This is a genomic window from Secundilactobacillus hailunensis, from assembly GCF_005405185.1.
In the GTDB taxonomy this organism is placed as follows: domain Bacteria; phylum Bacillota; class Bacilli; order Lactobacillales; family Lactobacillaceae; genus Secundilactobacillus; species Secundilactobacillus hailunensis.
This window is the reverse complement of the sequence record NZ_BJDO01000044.1, coordinates 1-19369: the sequence shown is the minus strand read 5'-3', so window position 1 is coordinate 19369 and position 19369 is coordinate 1. Positions and strand designations below refer to the sequence as shown.

Genomic DNA, 19369 nt, shown 5'->3' with positions numbered 1-19369 from the left:
AACCAAGAAAACATGTTTATCCGAATCTTCCAAATCGCTGCTTAGTCCCTATTGCGAATGCCCCTAGAACAAAGGGTTATTTAGTGTACCCAAAATCCATTTAAAGGGTACAAAGTCCCGATATTTCCGATCTCGACCACTCAAATCCCGTAAGCAACAAAGAGCTTCCTCCGAAGAGAAAGCTCTAAATATAATCAAGTCGTTAATCAACACCGTTTGACAAAGACCCAGAAAAGCGCCTAACGACTCTTATCAAGAATGAGTTAGACGTTTTCGTCATCAATCAGGGTTAGCTTGCTCTAACTGATACTGTAAATAAGCGTTAATAAACGGATCGAGGTCGCCATCCATCACTGCTTGACCATTACCGGTCTCGTAATTGGTCCGGTGATCTTTCACCATAGTATAGGGGTGGAAGACGTAAGAACGAATCTGAGAACCCCAGCCAATATCAAGCTGTTCGCCTTCAATGGCTGCCTTCTTAGCCGCCTTCTTCTCCTCTTCACGTTCGTACAACTTCGCTTTCAGCATATTCATGGCTGTTTGCCGGTTTTGCAGCTGGGAACGCTGTGCCTGGCTGGCCACCACGATACCAGTGGGCTCATGAGTGATTCGAACCGCTGACGACGTTTTGTTAACGTGTTGGCCACCAGCACCGCTGGCCCGGTAGACATCCACCTTTAAGTCAGCTGGATTGATCTCAATATTCACGGATTCGTCTAGTTCCGGCAGCACATCAACTGACGCAAACGACGTGTGACGCCGCCCAGCTGAATCAAATGGTGAAATCCGGACTAACCGGTGAACACCCTTCTCCGAACGTAGATATCCGTATGCATTATGTCCCGAAATTAGAATCGTCACGGAACTGATCCCAGCAACTTCACCGGCTTGATAATCCAGCGTCTCGACGGTAAAGCCATGCTGTTCAGCCCAACGTGTATACATTCGAAGTAGCATCGACCCCCAGTCCTGCGATTCAGTACCGCCAGCACCGGGGTGAATTTCCAAAATGGCGTTGTTCGCATCATACGGTCCGTTCAGTAAGAGGTTCAGCCGGTATTGATGCAGATTTTGCTTAAGCGTTGCTAGATTTTCTTCCAGCTCATCTTGCACGTCCGCATCTGGTCCCTCTTCCAGTAGCTCAACTGCCACCGAAACATCATCCAGCTGATCTTTTAAACTCTGATACGATTCTGACTTGGCTTTCAGTTGATTCGTCTCATCGATCAACTTCTGAGCTCTGGGTTGATTATCCCAGAAACCTGGTTCAGCCATCTTAGACTCATTGATTGAAATACTTTCATTCAAGGCATCTAAGTCAAAGTGACCTCCCAAAGCCATCGATTTCACTTGTCATGGCTTTTATATCGTGTTTAATATCGCTTAATTCCATATTATGACCTCCACGCTCCATGTGTTAAAGCAACACACAATAACACACAAACTATTATTTTCTTTAGATACTAAAAATCCGCATGACCAAAGCCATACAGATTTTTCAGTTTATTAACGCTTAATATTTTGACGAATTTCAGACTTCATGAACAGCCGAGTTGCATCATAGTCGATATCGGCAATCATTTCTTCAAACATCCGGTAACCATCTTGTTGATATTCAACTAAGGGGTTCAATTGACCGTAACCACGTAACCCGATCGAGGTCCGCAGTTGATCCATGACGTCAATGTGATCGGTCCAATGAGAGTCAACCACTCGCAGAATAACCACTTTTTCAAATTCAAGCATTTGTGCTGGATCGTAAAGCTGCTTTTGCTTTTCTTCATAAACGCCTTCAGCCAAACTCTTCAGCAATTCCTTGATCTGATCAGCATCTTTATTCTTAAAGTCGTCTAACTTAACTTTATCAGGACTAACCAAGGCAGAAATCGCAAAGTCGAGGATCGTACTCAGATCCCAATCCTTTTGTTCCCCTTGCGTATGCAAGTTGACCACGCGATCGATTGTCCGGTCAAACATTGGTGTAATGACCCACTTCAAGGACTTATCTTCATCGATAACGTCATTCCGTTGCCCGTAGATCACTTCACGCTGAGCCCGCATCACATCATCGTATTGCAGCACGTTCTTCCGGGAATCGTAGTTGTTACCTTCAACCCGTTTCTGTGCAGATTCAACTTGACGGCTGATCATCTTACTCTTGATCACGGCATCGTCGCCTTCAACGTTCATCCGTTCAAGGAAGGCCTTGACCCGGTCAGTCCCGAACCGACGAAGCAGATCATCTTCAAGTGACAGGTAGAACTGGGTCAGACCAGGATCACCTTGACGGCCAGAACGGCCACGCAGTTGATTATCGATCCGTCGTGATTCATGTCGTTCAGTCCCCAGCACCACGAGCCCGCCTAATTCACGAACACCGGGTCCCAGCTTGATATCAGTCCCACGACCAGCCATGTTGGTGGCAATCGTAACGGCGCCACGTTGACCAGCATTCATAATGATATCGGCTTCCTTAGCATGGTTCTTCGCGTTCAAAACAACGTGCGGAATATTCTCTTTATCTAGCAGTTGTGAAATATATTCAGACGTTTCGACCGCAACCGTCCCAACTAAGATGGGCTGACCCTTTTCATGCAACTCTTTAATGCGGTCAGCAACCGCGTTAAATTTGGCTTCCAAAGTTGGGTACAGCACGTCTGGTTCATCGATCCGAATAACCGGTTTGTTGGTTGGCACAGAAATAACTTCCATGTTGTAAATTTCACGGAATTCTTCAATTTCAGTCCGGGCAGTCCCCGTCATACCAGCCAGTTTATCGTACATCCGGAACATGTTTTGGTAAGTGATGTTGGCCATGGTCTTGGATTCTTCTTGAATATCCACGCCCTCTTTGGCTTCAATCGCTTGGTGCAGGCCGTCAGAATAACGCCGACCTTCCATGACACGGCCAGTAAAGGAATCAACGATCAAGACTTCACCATCTTGCACCACGTAGTCTTTATCACGAAGCATGATAAAGTTCGCCCGCAAGGCTTGATCCAAATGGTGGGTCAGAGCAGTGTTGTCAGTATCATAGAGGTTTTTAAGGTTAAAGTATTTTTCAGCCTTAGCGATTCCGTCTTCAGTTAAGGACACACTCTTAGATTCCAGATCGATCTTAAAATCTTTGTCTTCATGTAAGGTTTTCGCAAACCGGTCAGTTCGTTGATACAGCTGTGAAGTACCTTCAGATTGGCCAGAAATGATCAGTGGTGTCCGGGCTTCATCGATCAAAATCGAATCAACTTCATCGACAATGGCAAAGTTCAATGGTCGCTGAACCATATCTTCTTTATAGACCACCATGTTATCACGCAGATAATCAAACCCAATTTCAGCGTTAGTAGAATAGGTGATGTCAGCGTTATAAGCCGCCCGCTTTTCTTCAGGTGACTTTTCGGTTAAGTTCAAGCCAACACTTAAGCCCAGCCAATTATAAAGTTCACCCATTTCAGAAGCATCACGAGATGACAGGTACTCGTTAACCGTCACAACGTGAACCCCTTTGCCAGACAAAGCGTTTAAGTAAACTGGCATTGTGGCCGTCAGGGTCTTACCTTCACCAGTCTTCATTTCAGCAATGTTACCTTCATGAAGGACGATACCACCCATGATCTGCACGTGGAATGGATATAAACCAAGCACCCGTTTGGCACCTTCACGAGCAACCGCAAAGGCTTCTGGCAGTAAGTCATCTAGGGTTTCCCCATCTTGATATCGTTTTTGAAATTCTGGTGTTTTTGCTTTTAATTCGTCATCAGATAAATTTTCGTACTGTTTAGAGTAGTCGTTAACTTTATCTGCTATTTTGCTGATTCGTCGAAGTTCACGTTTGTCACTTTCGACCCAGCGTTTTAAAAAGTTAGTAGCCATTCTTGATTCCCTTCTGTTAATGTGTTCTCAATTATTATCATTTATTTGATTGCATACCAACCATTAGTCTAACATTTATACGTCAGTTTTAAAACTGATTCGCTGGTTATATTTTTTTAAAAGATAGTGACAGTGGTTTTACAGAGAGAATACAAAAGGACCGAAGCCCACATGAAACAACTTCGATCCCTTCACAATTATCCTTAATTATAATTAATCGCCGGCTTCGATCAAGCCATAACGACCATCGTTACGACGATAGACGATATTAACGGCTTCGGTGTCAGCGTCTTCATAGATAAAGAAGTCGTGCCCCAGCATATCCATCTGCAGAATTGCCTCTTCATTGTCCATTGGTTTTAATGAGAGCCGCTTCGTACGAACAACTTCTAACTTTTTGCTGTCATCAGTATTTTCGTTGTCAGCAGCTTCCGGTGTAAATTCGAGATTCTTGAAGCCCTTTTCACGGGACTTACGGTTGACCTTTGTCTTGTATTTGCGGATCTGACGCTCTAGCTTATCCGTAACCAGATCAATACTTGCATATAGATCTGGGGACGTCTCTTCTGCTCGTAAGGTTAAATAAGGCAGCGGAATCGTAACTTCCACCTTTGAATCCTTGTTTTGGTACACCTTCAGATTAACATGAGCAGTTGAATCAACGCTCTTCTCAAAATACTTCTCAAGCTTGCTGATCCGCTTTTGCACGTAATCCCTGATTGCCTGAGTGACCTCAATGTTTTCACCACGAATATTGAATGTGAGCATAGAACTTCTCTCCCTTCCACAACAAACAAAAGTTAATTTAAGCCTACTTGAAACCACCGCTTAAATGTTTGTTTTGTTTATAGCTTAATTATAATAGAAAGCGCTACAATACACAATAGTTTACGGCTGAGAACCGCATTATTCTGGTCATTAATATTTTATCCGTGGGCCAAAGTAAGTCCCCTAACCTCACTAGCACCAGCGTCTAACAGCAATTTAGCAGCGTGGCGAATAGTCCGGCCAGTCGTATAAATATCGTCCACGATCAAAACGCGTTTTTTATTAAATTTTTCACGGCCTAAATTAAGCGTAAACGGCTGTTTAGTCTGCAGGCGCTGCTGGCGGTTTTTAGCCGATTGCGGCTGTAATTTATCTAACGCCAAAGTCTTGAGCCCATCCGTCGTTTTAAGTTGCTCCAAGAACCCCGCTACTTGATTAAATCCGCGTTGGCGCTCAGTGGCCTGGTTGATGGGAATCGGGATCACCAAATCAACGTTAAATTGTTTTATCACCTGACAAAATTGCGTTTGAAACACCGTCCGTAACCGGTAATCACCATAAAACTTATACTGTGACATAAATTGCTTCAATAAATCGTTATACTGATAAAGCGCCCGGTTTTTAAATTCAGCCAGTCCCTGCCAGCGGACACAGTCGCTGCATAGTCGATCCGGCCATAACCGACCACACCCCGTGCAGGACTGGTCAGCTGGAATTGCTTTGAAACCATTCAAACAAGTCTGGCATAACGGACTGTTTTCTACTGGTCGAAAATTTAACAGCTGCCATAAGGTTGGCTGTCGCAGATTATCACGGTGGCAAAGTAAGCATTCAGTCATGATCATGCACTCCTAACAGACCCTCACGTTGCGCTTTTCGGTTAACAAATCGAATTTGCCGACGGGCTTCTTTAATCGGTCGCGTCTGACTCTCCGCAAAGAACTGGACTAACCCCGTGGGATAAGCTGCTTTTCTACCAGCTCGACCCGCAATCTGGACCAGCGCCGCCGTCGAGAACACCCCGTCATCCGCACCCAGCACGATCACGTCGATATTGGCGAAAGTCACGCCCCGTTCTAAGATCGTGGTGGTCACTAAGCAGTCCAACTCGCCGTCCCGCATCCGCTGAACCTTGGCGTGGCGTTCTGGGTCACTAGCATGAACGGTGGCTAATTTTAATGCTGAAAAGCTCTGGATTAAACTAGTCTCCAAAATAGCTAGGTCTTTAACGTGGGGCACAAAGATTAAAAATCGTTTTTTATTTGTAACAATCTGTTTGAGCGTCCTCTTAACCGCGCCAGGCAGCTGCTTTTTCCGCAGTGACCGCCGCCATTTGCTGGTTAATTTTAGCCGAACTTCCGGCAGTGGGTACCCATGATACCGCGCGGGTAAGTAGCTGACCGAAATTTTCTGCTGCCGTTCTTGTCGCTGCAGTTCTTTACTGGGAGTAGCGGTCAGATACAGCAACGCGCCAGTTGGCTTTTTCGCCTGTTCGGCCGCATAGGCTAAGCCCGGATCAGCCGCAAACGGAAAAGCGTCGACTTCATCGATCACGAGAACGTCAAAAGCATGGTAAAATCGAAGTAACTGGTGAGTGGTGCAAATCGTGAGCTGACGGTAGTCATATGAACCTGGCATCTCACCATACAAAACAATTTGTGGAATGCTGACAAACGCCACTTGCAGTCGCGGTGCCAGTTCTAGGCAAACATCAACTCTGGGAGAAGCAATACCCACTCGCAATCCCTTCATTAATGCCTGCTCAATTCCGGTAAACAGCATTTCGGTTTTGCCGACCCCGGTCACCGCCCATAGTAAATGGGTTTTACCAGCCGCAAAGATTTCACTGATTTCTTGACTGCAGGCAGTCTGAGCAGGTGTCAGCTGACCAGTCCAACTTAATGGTGACCCGCTTTGTCTGGCAAACTGATTGGGTTCTGGCAACGACCAGAGCCACTGATCAGACGTCACCCGGCCTAACTGAAAACAGTGCGGGCAATAGTAATTATTCCGTGGCAGTCGAACCGTTTGTTTCACCGTCCGTTGACCGCAGCGCTGACAGATCGCCCATTGCGCCGTCAAGGTCATCGCTGGCCGGCGTAATAGTTTGGATTGCCATTCAGATACGTTCGGCATCGTGTCAGCCAATAATTGCCGACCAAATAACTGAGTTGCTTGCATCATCCTCACCTCTTATCAAGATAACTACGCAAGAAATGGAGTAATAAATTGATGTCAAAAAATTATTTAACGATCAAGGCCAGTGGTTCCCATGAGCTGGAAATTAAAAAATCGCGCTTCATCTGCAGCGTGCAGCGGGCTACTACAAAAGAGACTGCTGATGCGTTTATTGAATCAGTCCGCCAAGCCAATCCGAAAGCCAACCATAACTGCTTTGCTTACATGCTTGGCGAACACGACGAGATTCAACGTGAAAGTGACGACGGCGAGCCTTCCGGAACCGCTGGCGTCCCCATCTTAGAGGTTTTAAAACAGATGGCCCTGCACGATGTGGTCGCCGTGGTCACCCGTTACTTTGGCGGTACTAAACTGGGTGCTGGCGGTCTGATCCGGGCGTACAGTAACTCCACGTCACGGGCAATTGAACAAGTCGGTTTAGTCAAAAAAGTGTTGCAGCAAGATCTCACCCTTACTGTTTCCTACGCCAACTACGAAAAATTAAGCTATCACCTTAAGCAGCAGCAAATCAACGTAGTCAACACCGACTACGGCAGCGACGTTCAGGTGACCATCGCAGCCGATCTAGCCATAGTTGATCAAGTTCAGACTAACATCATGAACCTGCTTTCCGGTCAAGTCACAATTAAAACCGGTGATGAACACTATCATGAAGTGGACGTCCCAGTTTATCCGGATACTGACGCTGCCAAAAATTGAGTCCTAAATTTAACCTACTAAAAAACCGCTACCAGTTAGGTAACGGTTTTTGTGACATTAAACTCAGTGTGAATTTTTTGAAGTCGTCCCTTTGACGAGTCGCTTGATCCAATTTAATAAGGGCTGGCGGTTAACACCGACTAACCCGATTGCTTCCACGAATAGCTCTAACCCCACCAAACTGGCGATGGTCAAACAAATGATGCCCCAAGTTGGTGAAATGGGATACATTAATGAAATAAAGGCGAAGATCAACGCAATCCCGTAAATAACTAACACAGTTTGCCGATGCGTTAACCCAATTTGCATCAACCGGTGGTGCAGATGATGTTTATCCGCGTGGGAAATCGGCTGTCGATTTAGCATTCTGCGGAGAATTGCATACACCGTATCCGTAATGGGCACCCCCATGATCACCACTGGGATGATCAACGAAATAAAGGTGACGTTTTTTAACCCGTATAGCGAAAAGACTGACATCATGAACCCAATGAACAGCGACCCGGTATCCCCCAGGTAAATTCTTGCAGGGAAAAAATTATAGGGTAAAAAGCCGATCATCGCGGCCACTAAGGTAAAGATACTGATGCCTACAAACGTGTTGGCTACGTTCAAGAAAAACAGGCCAGTGATGCCCATTGTTGATAGCGCAATGATGCCCACCCCAGTCGCGAGACCATCCAGACCATCGATCAAATTCACAGCATTCGTAATCGCTAATATCCAGATCCAGGTGATGGGCAGGCTGAGCCAACCTAGCGAAACCATTCCAACAAACGGAATCGTAATATGACTCATTTTGACCCCAGCAGCGAAGTAGACCACTAGTGCTGCAATGGAAATTCCTAGCACTTTTTGCCGTGGCTTTAGTTCGAAGATATCATCAATGATCCCGGTGGCAATAATCACACACTCACCAGCAAGCACGCCCCATAACTGCCGCGTAGGAATTTGAAACCTTAGTAGGAAGACAGTCGCAAAGGTATAGGAAAGAAAGATGGCTAATCCGCCCATTGTCGGCATTGGCACCTTATTCACTCTTCTTGCATTTGGTTTATCGATTGCCCCCACCCGGAACGCCAGCTTTCGGACGAACGGTGTCAGGATAGCGGATAAAATCATAGTCGCAACCAAACTGACAATGATTTCGAATTTCATAATAGTTTCCTCTCTTCATGACACATTGGTACTATTATACAAATCGCTTTCAGTAAACACAATCACCCATCAGAAATTTTTCAATAAAACGATTAAAGAATTGAACAATCTTTGCGATAAAAGGCTTTATTACACAAGTAAAATATTTCAGTAATCGTTTACACGATTGCTATTATCTTGCACTTTTATTCGACAGTAACTATACTGGTGTTGTGAAGTGAAAACGCTTTACTAGTTTGTGAATCTCTTCGGGTTTGAACTTTTCCTTTGAAAGGGGTGTTTGATTATGGCAAGTAATCAAGAAGCTACTAAGACCGCGCCAGCTGAACATGAACCAGCACCGATCTTACAGCAAATGGGCATATTTGCAGGTGTGTTATTTGTTTCCTCACTCATTTCGCCGTTATTCCCTAAGTCATTTCCGGTTCCAACTCCGGTTATTGGCCTGGTTTTAATGTACGTGCTGTTAGCCTCGCACATTGTTAAGCTCTACCAAGTTGAAAAAATGGCTGATTTCTTAATCAGCTTGATTGCTTTCTTGTTTGTCCCATCTGGTATTCAAATGGCCAACTCATTGAATGTCTTTACAGATAACGGTGCTTTGTCGGGTGTTATGCTGATTGTGACGATTATCTTAGCAACTATTATCCTACTAGTTGTAATCGCATATACCACCGCTGGATTTATGGCTATCAGTCGAAAAGTCTTCCACAAGACGACCGATATTCAGTAATTCGGTAACTCTCCCAACTATAGAAAGGATTGAGTTAAATGACCTGGGTGAATTTTTTCGGTAATGCGTTAGATCCGAAAGTTGGTGGAATGGCGTTCTTTGGTATTTTTCTGTCACTAGCCGTCTTCCTTATCGGTAAATATTTATTCAAAATTTCAAATGGGTTCTTCTTATTCCAGCCATTATTTGTTGGTATGGTTTTAGGTATTTTTATTCTTTGGCTCATGGCTAAGTGGTTCGGCGTTTCACTGCCGACCTTCTATCAATCCGCTTATAAGCCAGGCGGTGACATCCTCTTTTGGTTCTTGAATCCCGCTACGATTGCGTTTGCTATCCCGCTGTACCGACGGAATGACGTGGTGAAAAAGTTCTGGTTAGAAATTATTTTATCATTGATCGTTGGGATGGTTATTTCATTATTTATCATCTACTACGTCTCAAAGCTCCTTGGCCTCAACAATACCATGATTGCTTCAATGCTGTCACAAGCTGCTACTACCGCGATCGCGATGCCGATTTCCGGTGCCGTTGGTGGTATTCCAGCCGTTACCGCGATGGCATGTATCATCAACGCCGTCTTAATTTACGCCTTAGCTGACTTCTTGATCAAGATCTTCAAGTTAAACAGTGATCCAGTCGGTGCCGGTTTAGGTTTAGGAACTGCTGGCCATACGGTGGGTTCAGCTAAAGCCGTTCAACTCGGTTCCATCCAGGGTGCCATGGCTTCTATCGCTGTCGTTGTCATCTCAATCGTCGTTGATATCGTCGTACCGCCATTTGCACACATGATGGGCTTATTCTAAATTAAATTGATTGAAACAACTTTCTCAACTACAAACTACAGATAAGAAGCCGCCAAGATTAATTTTGACGACTTTTTTGATTGCCTTCAACATACAAAAAGTAGACTCCCAGTCAGGAAGTCTATTTTTTAATACGCGTTAAACGCTATTGTGCCGTGTAACCACCGTCGATCACAAACTCACTGCCTGTAGAAAAGGCGGCTTCGTCGGTTGCTAAATATAGCGCTAAACCAGCAACCTCATCTTTTTCACCAAAGCGCCCCAGCGGTAACGATTTTAAATGTTCGCCAATCAGGGCTTGTTCCTTAGGATCATCATCCAGTTCCGGTTTATGAATGGGACCTGGATGAATGGAATTAACGCGAATTCCATATTTTTGCTGCGCACAGTAGAGGGCCGCTGACTTAGTCATCATCCGAACCGCACCTTTGGCGGCCGTGAATGCAAACAGATTGGGATATCCGATCAGTCCTTCAATGGAGGACATGTTAATGATTGAGCCACCATGGTCCTTCATGTTTTGAATACCGTATTTCACACCTAGCATTTCACCATCCAGATCAATTGCCATCACTTTATGCCACTCATCCATGGTGACGTGTTCAGCATCATTAAAGGCTGCAATACCGGCATTATTGACCACGACGTCCAATTTGCCGAACTTAGAGAGCGTCGCTGCAATCACCTTTTGCCAGTCAGCTTCTTGAGCCACGTCTTGCTGCACAAATAGCGCCCGGTCGTCACCGAAGTTAGCTACAGCCTTTTCCCCGCCTGTCACGTTATGGTTAGCAGTTAGGACCACGTTAGCCCCTTCTTTGACGTACCTTTCAGCAATGCTTAAACCGATACCGCCAACACCACCAGTAATAATAGCTACTTTATTATCTAAACGCCCCATGAAATAGCGCCCCTTTCATCTTCAATCTGATTTACTTAGCCGTTTGTTTTGGCATACAATTAAGTTATTAACCATCGTTTCGGAAGTTCCGCTGACTAAAGGAGTCTTTAAATTGAACTTATTAGGTCTACGTTATTTTATTGCCGTTGCTGATTACACTAGTTTTACCAAGGCTGCCGAACACTTATTTGTGACCCAGCCAACGCTGAGTCGCCAAATCATGGATTTAGAAAACGAAATCGGCACCCCGTTATTTATCCGCAGTCATCACTCGCTAAAGCTCACTAATGCCGGTAACCGGTTCTTAAAAGAAGCCATCCGCATTGTCAATGAAATCGATAATCTGAAAAAAATTGTGAATCCGGGCGAAGACAGTCAGGCTGGTTCCGTTCGTATCGGCTATCAAAGTTTCTTAGATACCGGTCTCATGTATCAGCTGTTAAAACGGGTCGCCCAAAAGTTTCCGCAAATGAACTTACCCCTGTTTCGCGGTACGCCTGCTGAACTGCGTAACCAGCTGTTAACTGATAAATGCGACGTGGTTTTCGCGCTATCGCCCTGCATCCAAGGTCTGCCCAACATCGATTACATCGACCTGCAGGAAAATCAGCTTAAAATCGCCGTTCCCTTAAATCACCGGCTTGCCAAGCAAAACTCCGTTGATCTAAAAGATCTTGCCAACGAAGACTTTATCATGCTCGACCGTCAAGTATCACCTTTTGTGGTGGATTACGCCGTTAGTCTCTGCATGAAAAACGGCTTTTCACCCAACGCCTCGCATTACGTTGATAACGCTGAGAAAGCACTGATGTTAACCGGTGCCGGCAAGGGAATCACTTTTTTACATACCATGAATAAGGTCAGTAACCCGATAAAAAGTTTTGGCGTCAAATTACTGAACATTGAGGGCCAAGTAAACGATTTTAACTTCGTACTCGCTTATAAAGAGACCAACCCCAATCCCTTACTCACAACATTTATGTCCGAAGTCAGTGATTTTTTAACTCATAATCATGAAAAGGCTTGAAAGCTCGATGACTTTCAAGCCTTTTTGTTTATTGTCTAACTCTAAAGCCAACTGACTTGAAGCCACCGTCCAGTTGAATAAATTCAGCATCAGCAGTAAATGGTAATTTGCTGATCAAATCAGCTTTATTTTCTTCAGTTACCCCATACAGTGCGGCATGAAATTGATGGGTCCCCTTTGGAAAATGACCAATGCTGACACAGTAGGATTCCTTGCTGACAAAGAACTCATCGGCTTTTCTAAAGGTATAATCGCCGCCAACACTGGAGTCTTCAAAGCGAATTTCATCGATAACGGCTTCAGTTCCTAGATCGATCCAATCAAGATTAGTACTGCCACACTTCTGACACGTCGGCAGCGGTGGCCAAACCACGTCGCCGCAGTCTTGGCACTTCATTCCGAGAATCTTACCCTTTTCAAGATTATCGTAATACGGTTTTAAAATTGGACGTAATTTATACATACTGGTTTCCTCCTAGTCTTGGTTTTCTAGCAAAATACCAACAGTCGTATGGCCACCGCCCATGCCACGAACAAGGACGTCATTGACTGGCTTAGGTACTTGACTGCCACCAGCCGTACCACGCATTTGCATAATGGCTTCACTTAACATATTGATTCCGGCACAGCCAAAGCCATGACCAAAGCTCAAATCGCCACCGTGGGGGTTAATTGGCCGATCAGCATCAAAACGGGTTCGGCCGTCCAGCTCATACTTGTAGCCTTGACCCTCTGGTAAGTAACCAAAGACTTCGGCACTATCCAATTGTTCACCAGACGTCATGACCGTGGTGATCATCAGGTCCAAATCATCTGGATTAAAGTTATCTTGACCGCCATACAGTGCATCACGCACATCTACGTTCATCTGGTGGAAACAGAATGGGTAGCGTTGGGTGTTCGAAACAGAAGCATGGTCGATCACTGAAATTGGGTGATCCTGATACTTCTTCGCGATATCTGCCGAGCAGACGATAATGGCACCTGCTTCAGCATTGTGCAGCACAGAACCACTCTTACGAATGTACTGGGTGATTTTCGGGTTATTATCTGAGCGCATATAGGCCATCACGTCATCATAACCAGCCTTTTTAGCAATTTCACTGTATGGTGTCCGTTCCAAGGCACGTGGGTTGTGCGAAGCGTTGTAACGCAGGTTGATAGCCATTGCGTTATAAGTATCGTCTAACGTTTTTTCGTCAATTCCGTAATGTTTAATGTAATATTTACCCTGTTCCTCGGTCAGCAGGTTATCGCTGACACCATCAAACCGGTTGTAGGCTGTATCAAACAGTGCCCGGCCTGGTGACCACCAGCCATCATACTTTTGAATTGGCTGTAACATATAAGCCGGTTGGTTCCGGGCATTGAAGTGCTTCGGATTTTCAAGGCCGGCACACATCACAATGTCATATTTACCAGAAGCAACGGAGTTAACCGCCTCATCAAAGGCCAGATAACCGCCGGCACAGGCCTGTTCAATATGGGTAACAGGTTTGCCAGCTAAGCCAGCCCATTCTTCTAGTGAGCCAACTGGTGACATAACGTTCCCCATTGTAACGAAGTTGGCCATTTGTGAATAAACTAACTTGTCAACGTCTTTTGGCTTGATTCCAGCGTCTTGCATTGCCTGATTACAAGCTGCAGCCCATAATTCATATGGTGACAGGTCCTTCCGTTCGGGATCGTCAAAACTTCTTTGTGGTAAACTGCTGGTCCCAATAATTGAAACTGGTCGAGAGAATTTTTGTTTTAGCATATTACTTTCCCCTTTCATTCAGGTCACGTCATCAGGTAGTGTATGCGTATACATTTTAAGCTATCGTTAAATGCTCACTGCTGATAAAAGTCGGAACATTTTTGACGATTGCCTTTGGCACATTTATAGCATAACCTGCAGACAGGGGTATTGTACAATCACTATTTTGTATGTAACTCACAGATTCAAGTTGTCATTAATTTTTTGTATACCATTTCACAAGAAGCCTTTAACCATTAGTTTTTTCTCATATTGGAAGCTAGATGATTTTTCATAATGCCATACAACTGCTGCAAGAATTGATTCTGATTATTCTGATCGATCGCCACGACAATATTTTGATCCAGGCTATTATCTTCGAGGTCAGCAATCTTAATTTGATACTTTTCTTCTAGCGTATGATCATTCATTCCCGAATATAGAAACGCCAGTCCCTTACCAACAGCTACCATCGATAACCCTTCTTCTAGGCTATTCACATAGTAGTTAGCTTTCAGATTAAACCCATTTTTGAGTCCTTGGCTGATCACGTAATCAACGATCAGCGGTGACTGCTGACGTTCCAGTAAAATAAAGTTTTCCTGCTTTAAATCCGCAAAATGCAGTCTTTTCTTTTGACTCAGCCGATGGTGTCTTGGCAATGCAATTTGTAAATGATTCTCCATAAACAGCGTCTGGGCAATTGCAGCGTTATTTTGGAGGTAGGAAGCCAGGCTAAAGACCATATCATAGCTGCCGTCATTAAGCCCATCCGTTAAGTGCATGGGGGTCTCTTGATTCAACGTAAACTGCACGTTTTGATGCGCCGCTTTAAACTGATTTAATAGCTGGTACATCTCACTCAGTTTAAAATTAGCCAAATAACCAATGTTTAAAACCGTTGCTGGCGACGTATCGTCGGTTTGCGCATCAAACAGATGTGATAGATGATCCACCTGCTTTAAAACGGTCGTCGCCTCAACGAGAAACTTCTGCCCTGCACTGGTTAGTCCTAAGGAATGACTGTGGCGTTCAAACAAGGTCACGCCCAGTTCCGTTTCTAATTCTCGAATATGCCGACTTAACGTTGGTTGGGAAATATATAGTTTTTCAGAGGCTTTGGTAAAGCTCAGTTCAGTGGCAACTTCAACAAAGTACTTTAACGTTGTTAGTTTCAAGAGAAACCCTCATTTCATCAAAAAAAAGTTTGCAGCAACTTTAATTTAAAGTTACTACAAACATTTTTAGTCAACAAGTTTATTCGTGTTTAACAACTGGTGTGGTCATCACTGGTAATTGTAAATATGAGGCATATTGACCACCGGTGTGTAAAATATGCACCCCGTGATTATCAGGTGTACAGCCAGGCGTCCCTGGCATGACCGCACCTAATTCATCTTTAGAACTGACAACTACCCGCAGCGACTCGCCAGCCTTGTATGACAGCCCAATTGGACTTAATACAACGTCCAACGCTACGATCTCGCCCTTAGCAAGTTTTTCAACCCGGTCGAAACTGTAAGCTGGGATATCCTCAGTCGACACCTTGTTGTCCAGATGACGCATTGAAGCCCGTAAGCGGCCCCATGAACCCTTGTAGCGAAGTGCTGAGGCACCTTCCTGGCTAAAGTCCTGCATCGCAGCACCGTGGTTAGGAATCACAAATTCACTGAGCACGTTGCCCATTTTATCAAGTTTTTGAACCCAGACGAAGACGTCCATGTCGTTGTAGCCGTCCACTTCCATGTACAGTTTAGCTTTGGGATAGCCAACAAACTGGGTAGCCTTATCAAAGGTCATCATAAATGATGCCCGGCCTGGCAGACCGCCAGCTTGATATTTAACTGGTAGATCAACTGCATCTGGTTTAGCTTGCAGCGCCCGCGTTTTACCGTTCATGTAATAGCGTTTGTTTTCACTGCCGGCTGGTGGGAATGACTCAGCCGGGAAATCGGTCTGATCATGACCTTCAAAGTCGATCAATGAGTAACGCACTTTCGGGGTATCTAACCAGTCATTGTCTTTACCCAGTAGGTAATGATCAAAGAACCGGCGCAATTCTTCAATGTTCGCTTCATCATAGTAATATGGCCATTCTTGACGGTCATGAATCCGCAGCCACTTATCTTTTGATCCCAGTTCACGCCAAGCCCGGAAAGTCCCCATGGTGTGCAGGGTACTGGAATAGCTGGCGACCACAAACGCAGGCACCTTGATCTTGCTTGGATCAGCCACTTTGTCCTGCCAAAGTGGCGCACTTGCCAGTGGGTAAGCTTTCATTTCTTTGATCCAGTCTTCCCGCTTAGCACCAGTGGCACTCACGTGGTTAACCGCCAGCCGTTCAATAAAGTTCGTGTCTGGGATACCGCCAATATAGGCGAGATCCCGGTAGCCATCAGACAACCCTTCAGTGGGATTAATGCAGGTTAAATGCGGTGGCATTTCCGCTGCAATATACCACTGCGAAAATGTCAGGTATGAAGTCCCGGTTAAAGCCGTTTTACCATTTGACCACGATTGTGCAGCCAACCATTCGATCAAATCGTAGCCATCTTCAGCTTCCTGTGAACCAATCATGGTCGTATTGCCTTCACTATGGGCAATTCCGCGCATATCCGGATTGCAGACGGCATAGCCATGAGCTACCCAGTAAGCCGGATCTGGTGCTTCAAACTTGGTTAACCCAGAGTTCCACTGGTTACCCATGCCAAGCATGTTAAACAGATTCTTGTACCGTGGTGCAGTCCCTGCACTTTTGCCATACGGGCTCCAAGCAATCAATGTGGGAAACTTTTCATCAGTAGTAGGCATAAAAATATCAGTATAAATTGTCACGCCGTCGCGTAATTTAACGGGGACGTCCTTTAACATTTTAATATCACATGAGAGTGGTTTAAACCCTTCAGCAATCTGCTGACCCTTTTTCAGGATCACTTCTTTAGTTTCAAACGGACTCAAAACACCGTGCTCAACACCATTATCAATATAGTCATAAGCTGGACTAAACTTCATGTCTTCAGTAATTTTTACAGTCATCACTATTACCTCCAATTATCTGTGGCCTTTGCATAATCGTCTAACCAACTTGAGTATACGGACGAACGCAGATGATGTACAATTGCAAATTTGGATATTCTGGTTCTGGATTCATGTGATATTCATATTTTAAATACCACAAGGGTACAATGTTCGCCCCTTTTACATAGCAAAAGCACCTCAATCAATACTGATTGAAGTGCCTTTTAATCTAAACTAACTATTTCTTTAAGTGGTAGCTATAAGTTGACACAATAATATTTTGACGGGTATTTAAAGCTGAACGCAGTCTCAAAGCGGTCTGGTTATGCAAAACATTTTGCCAAGGCCGGCGCGGTACGAATTGCGGTACCAATACCGTCGTGGTAAAGTTCCGCTCCGCAGCCCGTTTAGCGATCACATCACAGAACCGTAACGTTGGTGTGATGATTGACCGGTAAGACGAGTGAATATCAACGAACCGAACGTCCGGAAATTCAGCTTTGAATTTCTGTGCGGTTTTATGTTCCTTACGCGGATTCTCATCAAACGATACGTGCATAGCGATCACGTAATCACCAACCGACCGTGCGTAATCAATGGCGTGTGCCGTTACTTGGGTGACATCACTGACTAGAACAATCACCGTTGCCCCATCATAATGACGCTTTACCGCGTCACTATTTTCACTCACCCGTAATTGGTGAGCAACGTTGATGTAGTGTAGATGAATCCGGTAGAACATATAGATCAACGCTGGCATTACGATCAGGTAAGGCCAGACGTTGCCAAAATGAAGCCAGAACAAGAAGACCACCAGAGCAAAGGAAATAAAGGCCCCAACAAAGTTGATAACGGCTTTAAGACCCCACTTACCTTCACGCACTCTAAACCAGTGACGAATCATACCGGATTGCGATAACGTAAACGGTACGAAGACCCCGACCGTATAGAGCGGAATCAGCAAACTCGTTTTCCCGTGGAAAATAATGATCAGGAAAATCGCACCAACCGCCAAGGAAATGATCCCGTTGGAATAGCCCAGCCGATCCCCACGATCCAGATAGGCGTGAGGCAAGAACTTATCCTTCGCCATGTTGTAGGCCAAAATTGGAAAGGCTGAAAAACCAGTATTGGCAGCTACTGCCAAGATCGCAGCCGTAGCTAATTGCAAGAGGTAATAGATTACCCCGTGACCAAAGATGGCTTGACCAATTTGTGAAAGGACGGTGTTGTCTGCCATTGGCCGAATGCCAAGGTAGTAACTGAGAAACGTGATGCCGCCAAAGAAGAAGGCCAAGATCGATGCCATAATAGCAAGTGTGGCACTGGCGTTATGACTCTTAGGCTTGTGGAAATTAGGCACCGCATTACTGATGGCTTCAACCCCAGTTAGCGATGATGAACCACTAGAAAACGCCCGGAAGAACAGAACCAAAGTCATCCCTTGAACGGGCGCACCAACCGCCGACGCAGCATGATAAGCCACTCGGCCAGTGAGAATGCCGAAAAGTCCCCAACCAATCATGACAAAAATCATGAAAATAAAGAAATAAACCGGTAAAGTCAAGAACGAAGCCGATTCGCGCATCCCACGCAGGTTTAACGCCATGATGCCCAGTACCAGAATGATCGAAATGCCAACTGTATGCGCTCTAAGCGCTGGAACAGCTGAGATAATGGCATCGGTACCAGATGTAACAGAAACCGCCACAGTCAGCATATAATCGACTAACAGCGAGCCCCCAGCAACTAACCCGGCTGATTGCCCCCAGTTAGTCGTTGCGACAACGTATGCGCCTCCACCTGAGGGGTAGGCATGAATAATTTGTTGATATGACAACGTAATTGCAAACAGTAAAACCAGAACTAACGCGGCTACCCAAAGTTGATACATTAAGGCAGCTGCTGAAAGTGTGATTAAAACGGTTGTAATTTGTTCAGTCCCATATGCAACTGAAGATAACGCATCAGAAGAGAGCAGTGCCAAGGCTTTAAACTTAGTTAACGCCTGGCCACCCTCATCCGTCGTCTTCAACGGTTTACCAATAAGTAACCGTTTCAAATAACGCCACATGTTCTTTACTCCTTTATCGACGAATAACAGCTATCAACCACAAGACCACAGTGGCTGATAGCTCTTTTCGAAAAATAATATTCAAAATAAGTGAATGCCGCAAATGGGTTTATAAAATCACTTGGTATTGTACAACAAATTATCACGGGAAAGCAAGCTGATAAGAACCAATCTGAACTGGTTTAACGTGAGACCCTAACAGCCAGTTGTTCTAACCATTATTGGACAAAATTCCTTACTCTATTGATGACAAAAAAGCACCTGAAATGACCAATCATTTGCGATAATCCCTTTATGGTTGTCAGATGAAATACAATAATTCATTTGATGACTATGGAGGGATTTTTGTATGCCTAGATCCAAACACACAGCACTGGA

General features: G+C 44.9%; 16 protein-coding genes. 4 read left to right on the top strand and 12 right to left on the bottom strand.

Annotation, left to right across the window (positions count from 1 at the left end):
• Nucleotides 1–279: 279 nt before the first annotated feature.
• The 5 genes from prfB to FFM73_RS09985 all read right to left on the bottom strand — a co-directional run bounded on the left by prfB (nt 280) and on the right by FFM73_RS09985 (nt 6825).
• A protein-coding gene (prfB, locus tag FFM73_RS10005; RefSeq protein WP_137631608.1) for a peptide chain release factor 2 occupies nt 280–1396 on the bottom strand; the annotation gives its coding sequence in 2 pieces (ribosomal slippage) (nt 280–1335 and nt 1337–1396; 1116 coding nt in all).
• A 113-nt stretch (nt 1397–1509) separates the two neighbouring features.
• Nucleotides 1510–3876 carry a preprotein translocase subunit SecA gene (gene secA / locus FFM73_RS10000; protein ID WP_137631607.1) on the bottom strand — a complete coding sequence of 789 codons (2367 nt, stop codon included), beginning with the start codon at nt 3874–3876 and terminating at the stop codon, nt 1510–1512.
• A gap of 213 nt (nt 3877–4089) precedes the next feature.
• Nucleotides 4090–4644 (bottom strand): ribosome hibernation-promoting factor, HPF/YfiA family, encoded by a 555-nt coding sequence (gene hpf / locus FFM73_RS09995; protein WP_137631606.1) that lies wholly within the window; start codon nt 4642–4644, stop codon nt 4090–4092.
• Nucleotides 4645–4802: 158 nt separating this feature from the next.
• Entirely contained in the window at nt 4803–5483 is a 681-nt protein-coding gene (locus tag FFM73_RS09990; protein WP_171001272.1) for a ComF family protein, read from the bottom strand.
• Nucleotides 5476–6825 carry an ATP-dependent helicase ComFA gene (locus FFM73_RS09985; protein ID WP_137631609.1) on the bottom strand — a complete coding sequence of 450 codons (1350 nt, stop codon included), beginning with the start codon at nt 6823–6825 and terminating at the stop codon, nt 5476–5478. Before FFM73_RS09985 ends, FFM73_RS09990 begins: the two co-directional genes overlap by 8 nt.
• A 51-nt stretch (nt 6826–6876) precedes the next feature.
• Between FFM73_RS09985 and FFM73_RS09980 the strand changes: the two genes are divergently transcribed.
• Nucleotides 6877–7542: a YigZ family protein gene (locus FFM73_RS09980; protein WP_137631604.1), complete on the top strand. Its 666-nt coding sequence runs from the start codon at nt 6877–6879 to the stop codon at nt 7540–7542.
• A gap of 63 nt (nt 7543–7605) precedes the next feature.
• On the opposite strand, the gene FFM73_RS09975 is transcribed toward FFM73_RS09980, so the two are convergent.
• Nucleotides 7606–8700, bottom strand: coding sequence for a glycosyltransferase family 4 protein (locus FFM73_RS09975; protein WP_137631603.1), 1095 nt, complete (start codon nt 8698–8700; stop codon nt 7606–7608).
• Between the two features lie 286 nt (nt 8701–8986).
• On the opposite strand from FFM73_RS09975, the gene FFM73_RS09970 reads away from it, so the two are divergent.
• Together FFM73_RS09970 and lrgB are read left to right on the top strand one after the other, a co-directional pair.
• Nucleotides 8987–9433, top strand: coding sequence for a CidA/LrgA family protein (locus tag FFM73_RS09970; RefSeq protein ID WP_137631602.1), 447 nt, complete (start codon nt 8987–8989; stop codon nt 9431–9433).
• Between the two features lie 38 nt (nt 9434–9471).
• Nucleotides 9472–10236 (top strand): antiholin-like protein LrgB, encoded by a 765-nt coding sequence (lrgB, locus tag FFM73_RS09965; RefSeq protein ID WP_137631601.1) that lies wholly within the window; start codon nt 9472–9474, stop codon nt 10234–10236.
• Nucleotides 10237–10381: 145 nt separating this feature from the next.
• Here the strand turns inward: lrgB and FFM73_RS09960 are convergent, their stop codons facing one another.
• Entirely contained in the window at nt 10382–11134 is a 753-nt protein-coding gene (locus FFM73_RS09960) for an SDR family oxidoreductase (protein ID WP_137631600.1), read from the bottom strand.
• 112 nt (nt 11135–11246) lie between these two features.
• Here FFM73_RS09960 and FFM73_RS09955 point away from each other — a divergent pair, with 112 nt between their 5' ends.
• Complete coding sequence (locus FFM73_RS09955; protein WP_137631599.1) at nt 11247–12161, top strand: LysR family transcriptional regulator; 915 nt, start codon at nt 11247–11249, stop codon at nt 12159–12161.
• A 28-nt stretch (nt 12162–12189) separates the two neighbouring features.
• Here FFM73_RS09955 and FFM73_RS09950 read toward each other — a convergent pair whose 3' ends face one another.
• The 5 genes from FFM73_RS09950 to kimA form a co-directional block, all read right to left on the bottom strand.
• The gene (locus FFM73_RS09950; protein ID WP_137631598.1) at nt 12190–12624 is read right to left on the bottom strand and encodes a Zn-ribbon domain-containing OB-fold protein; all 435 of its coding nucleotides are present in this window, start codon (nt 12622–12624) and stop codon (nt 12190–12192) included.
• A 12-nt stretch (nt 12625–12636) separates the two neighbouring features.
• Nucleotides 12637–13920 carry a thiolase family protein gene (locus tag FFM73_RS09945; RefSeq protein ID WP_137631597.1) on the bottom strand — a complete coding sequence of 428 codons (1284 nt, stop codon included), beginning with the start codon at nt 13918–13920 and terminating at the stop codon, nt 12637–12639.
• 236 nt (nt 13921–14156) lie between these two features.
• Entirely contained in the window at nt 14157–15077 is a 921-nt protein-coding gene (locus tag FFM73_RS09940; RefSeq protein ID WP_137631596.1) for a LysR family transcriptional regulator, read from the bottom strand.
• Nucleotides 15078–15156: 79 nt separating this feature from the next.
• The gene (locus FFM73_RS09935) at nt 15157–16935 is read right to left on the bottom strand and encodes a CocE/NonD family hydrolase (protein ID WP_137631595.1); all 1779 of its coding nucleotides are present in this window, start codon (nt 16933–16935) and stop codon (nt 15157–15159) included.
• Between the two features lie 220 nt (nt 16936–17155).
• On the bottom strand, nt 17156–18991 hold the full coding sequence (gene kimA / locus FFM73_RS09930) for a potassium transporter KimA (protein WP_137631594.1): 1836 nt from the start codon (nt 18989–18991) through the stop codon (nt 17156–17158).
• Between the last annotated feature and the right edge of the window lie 378 nt (nt 18992–19369).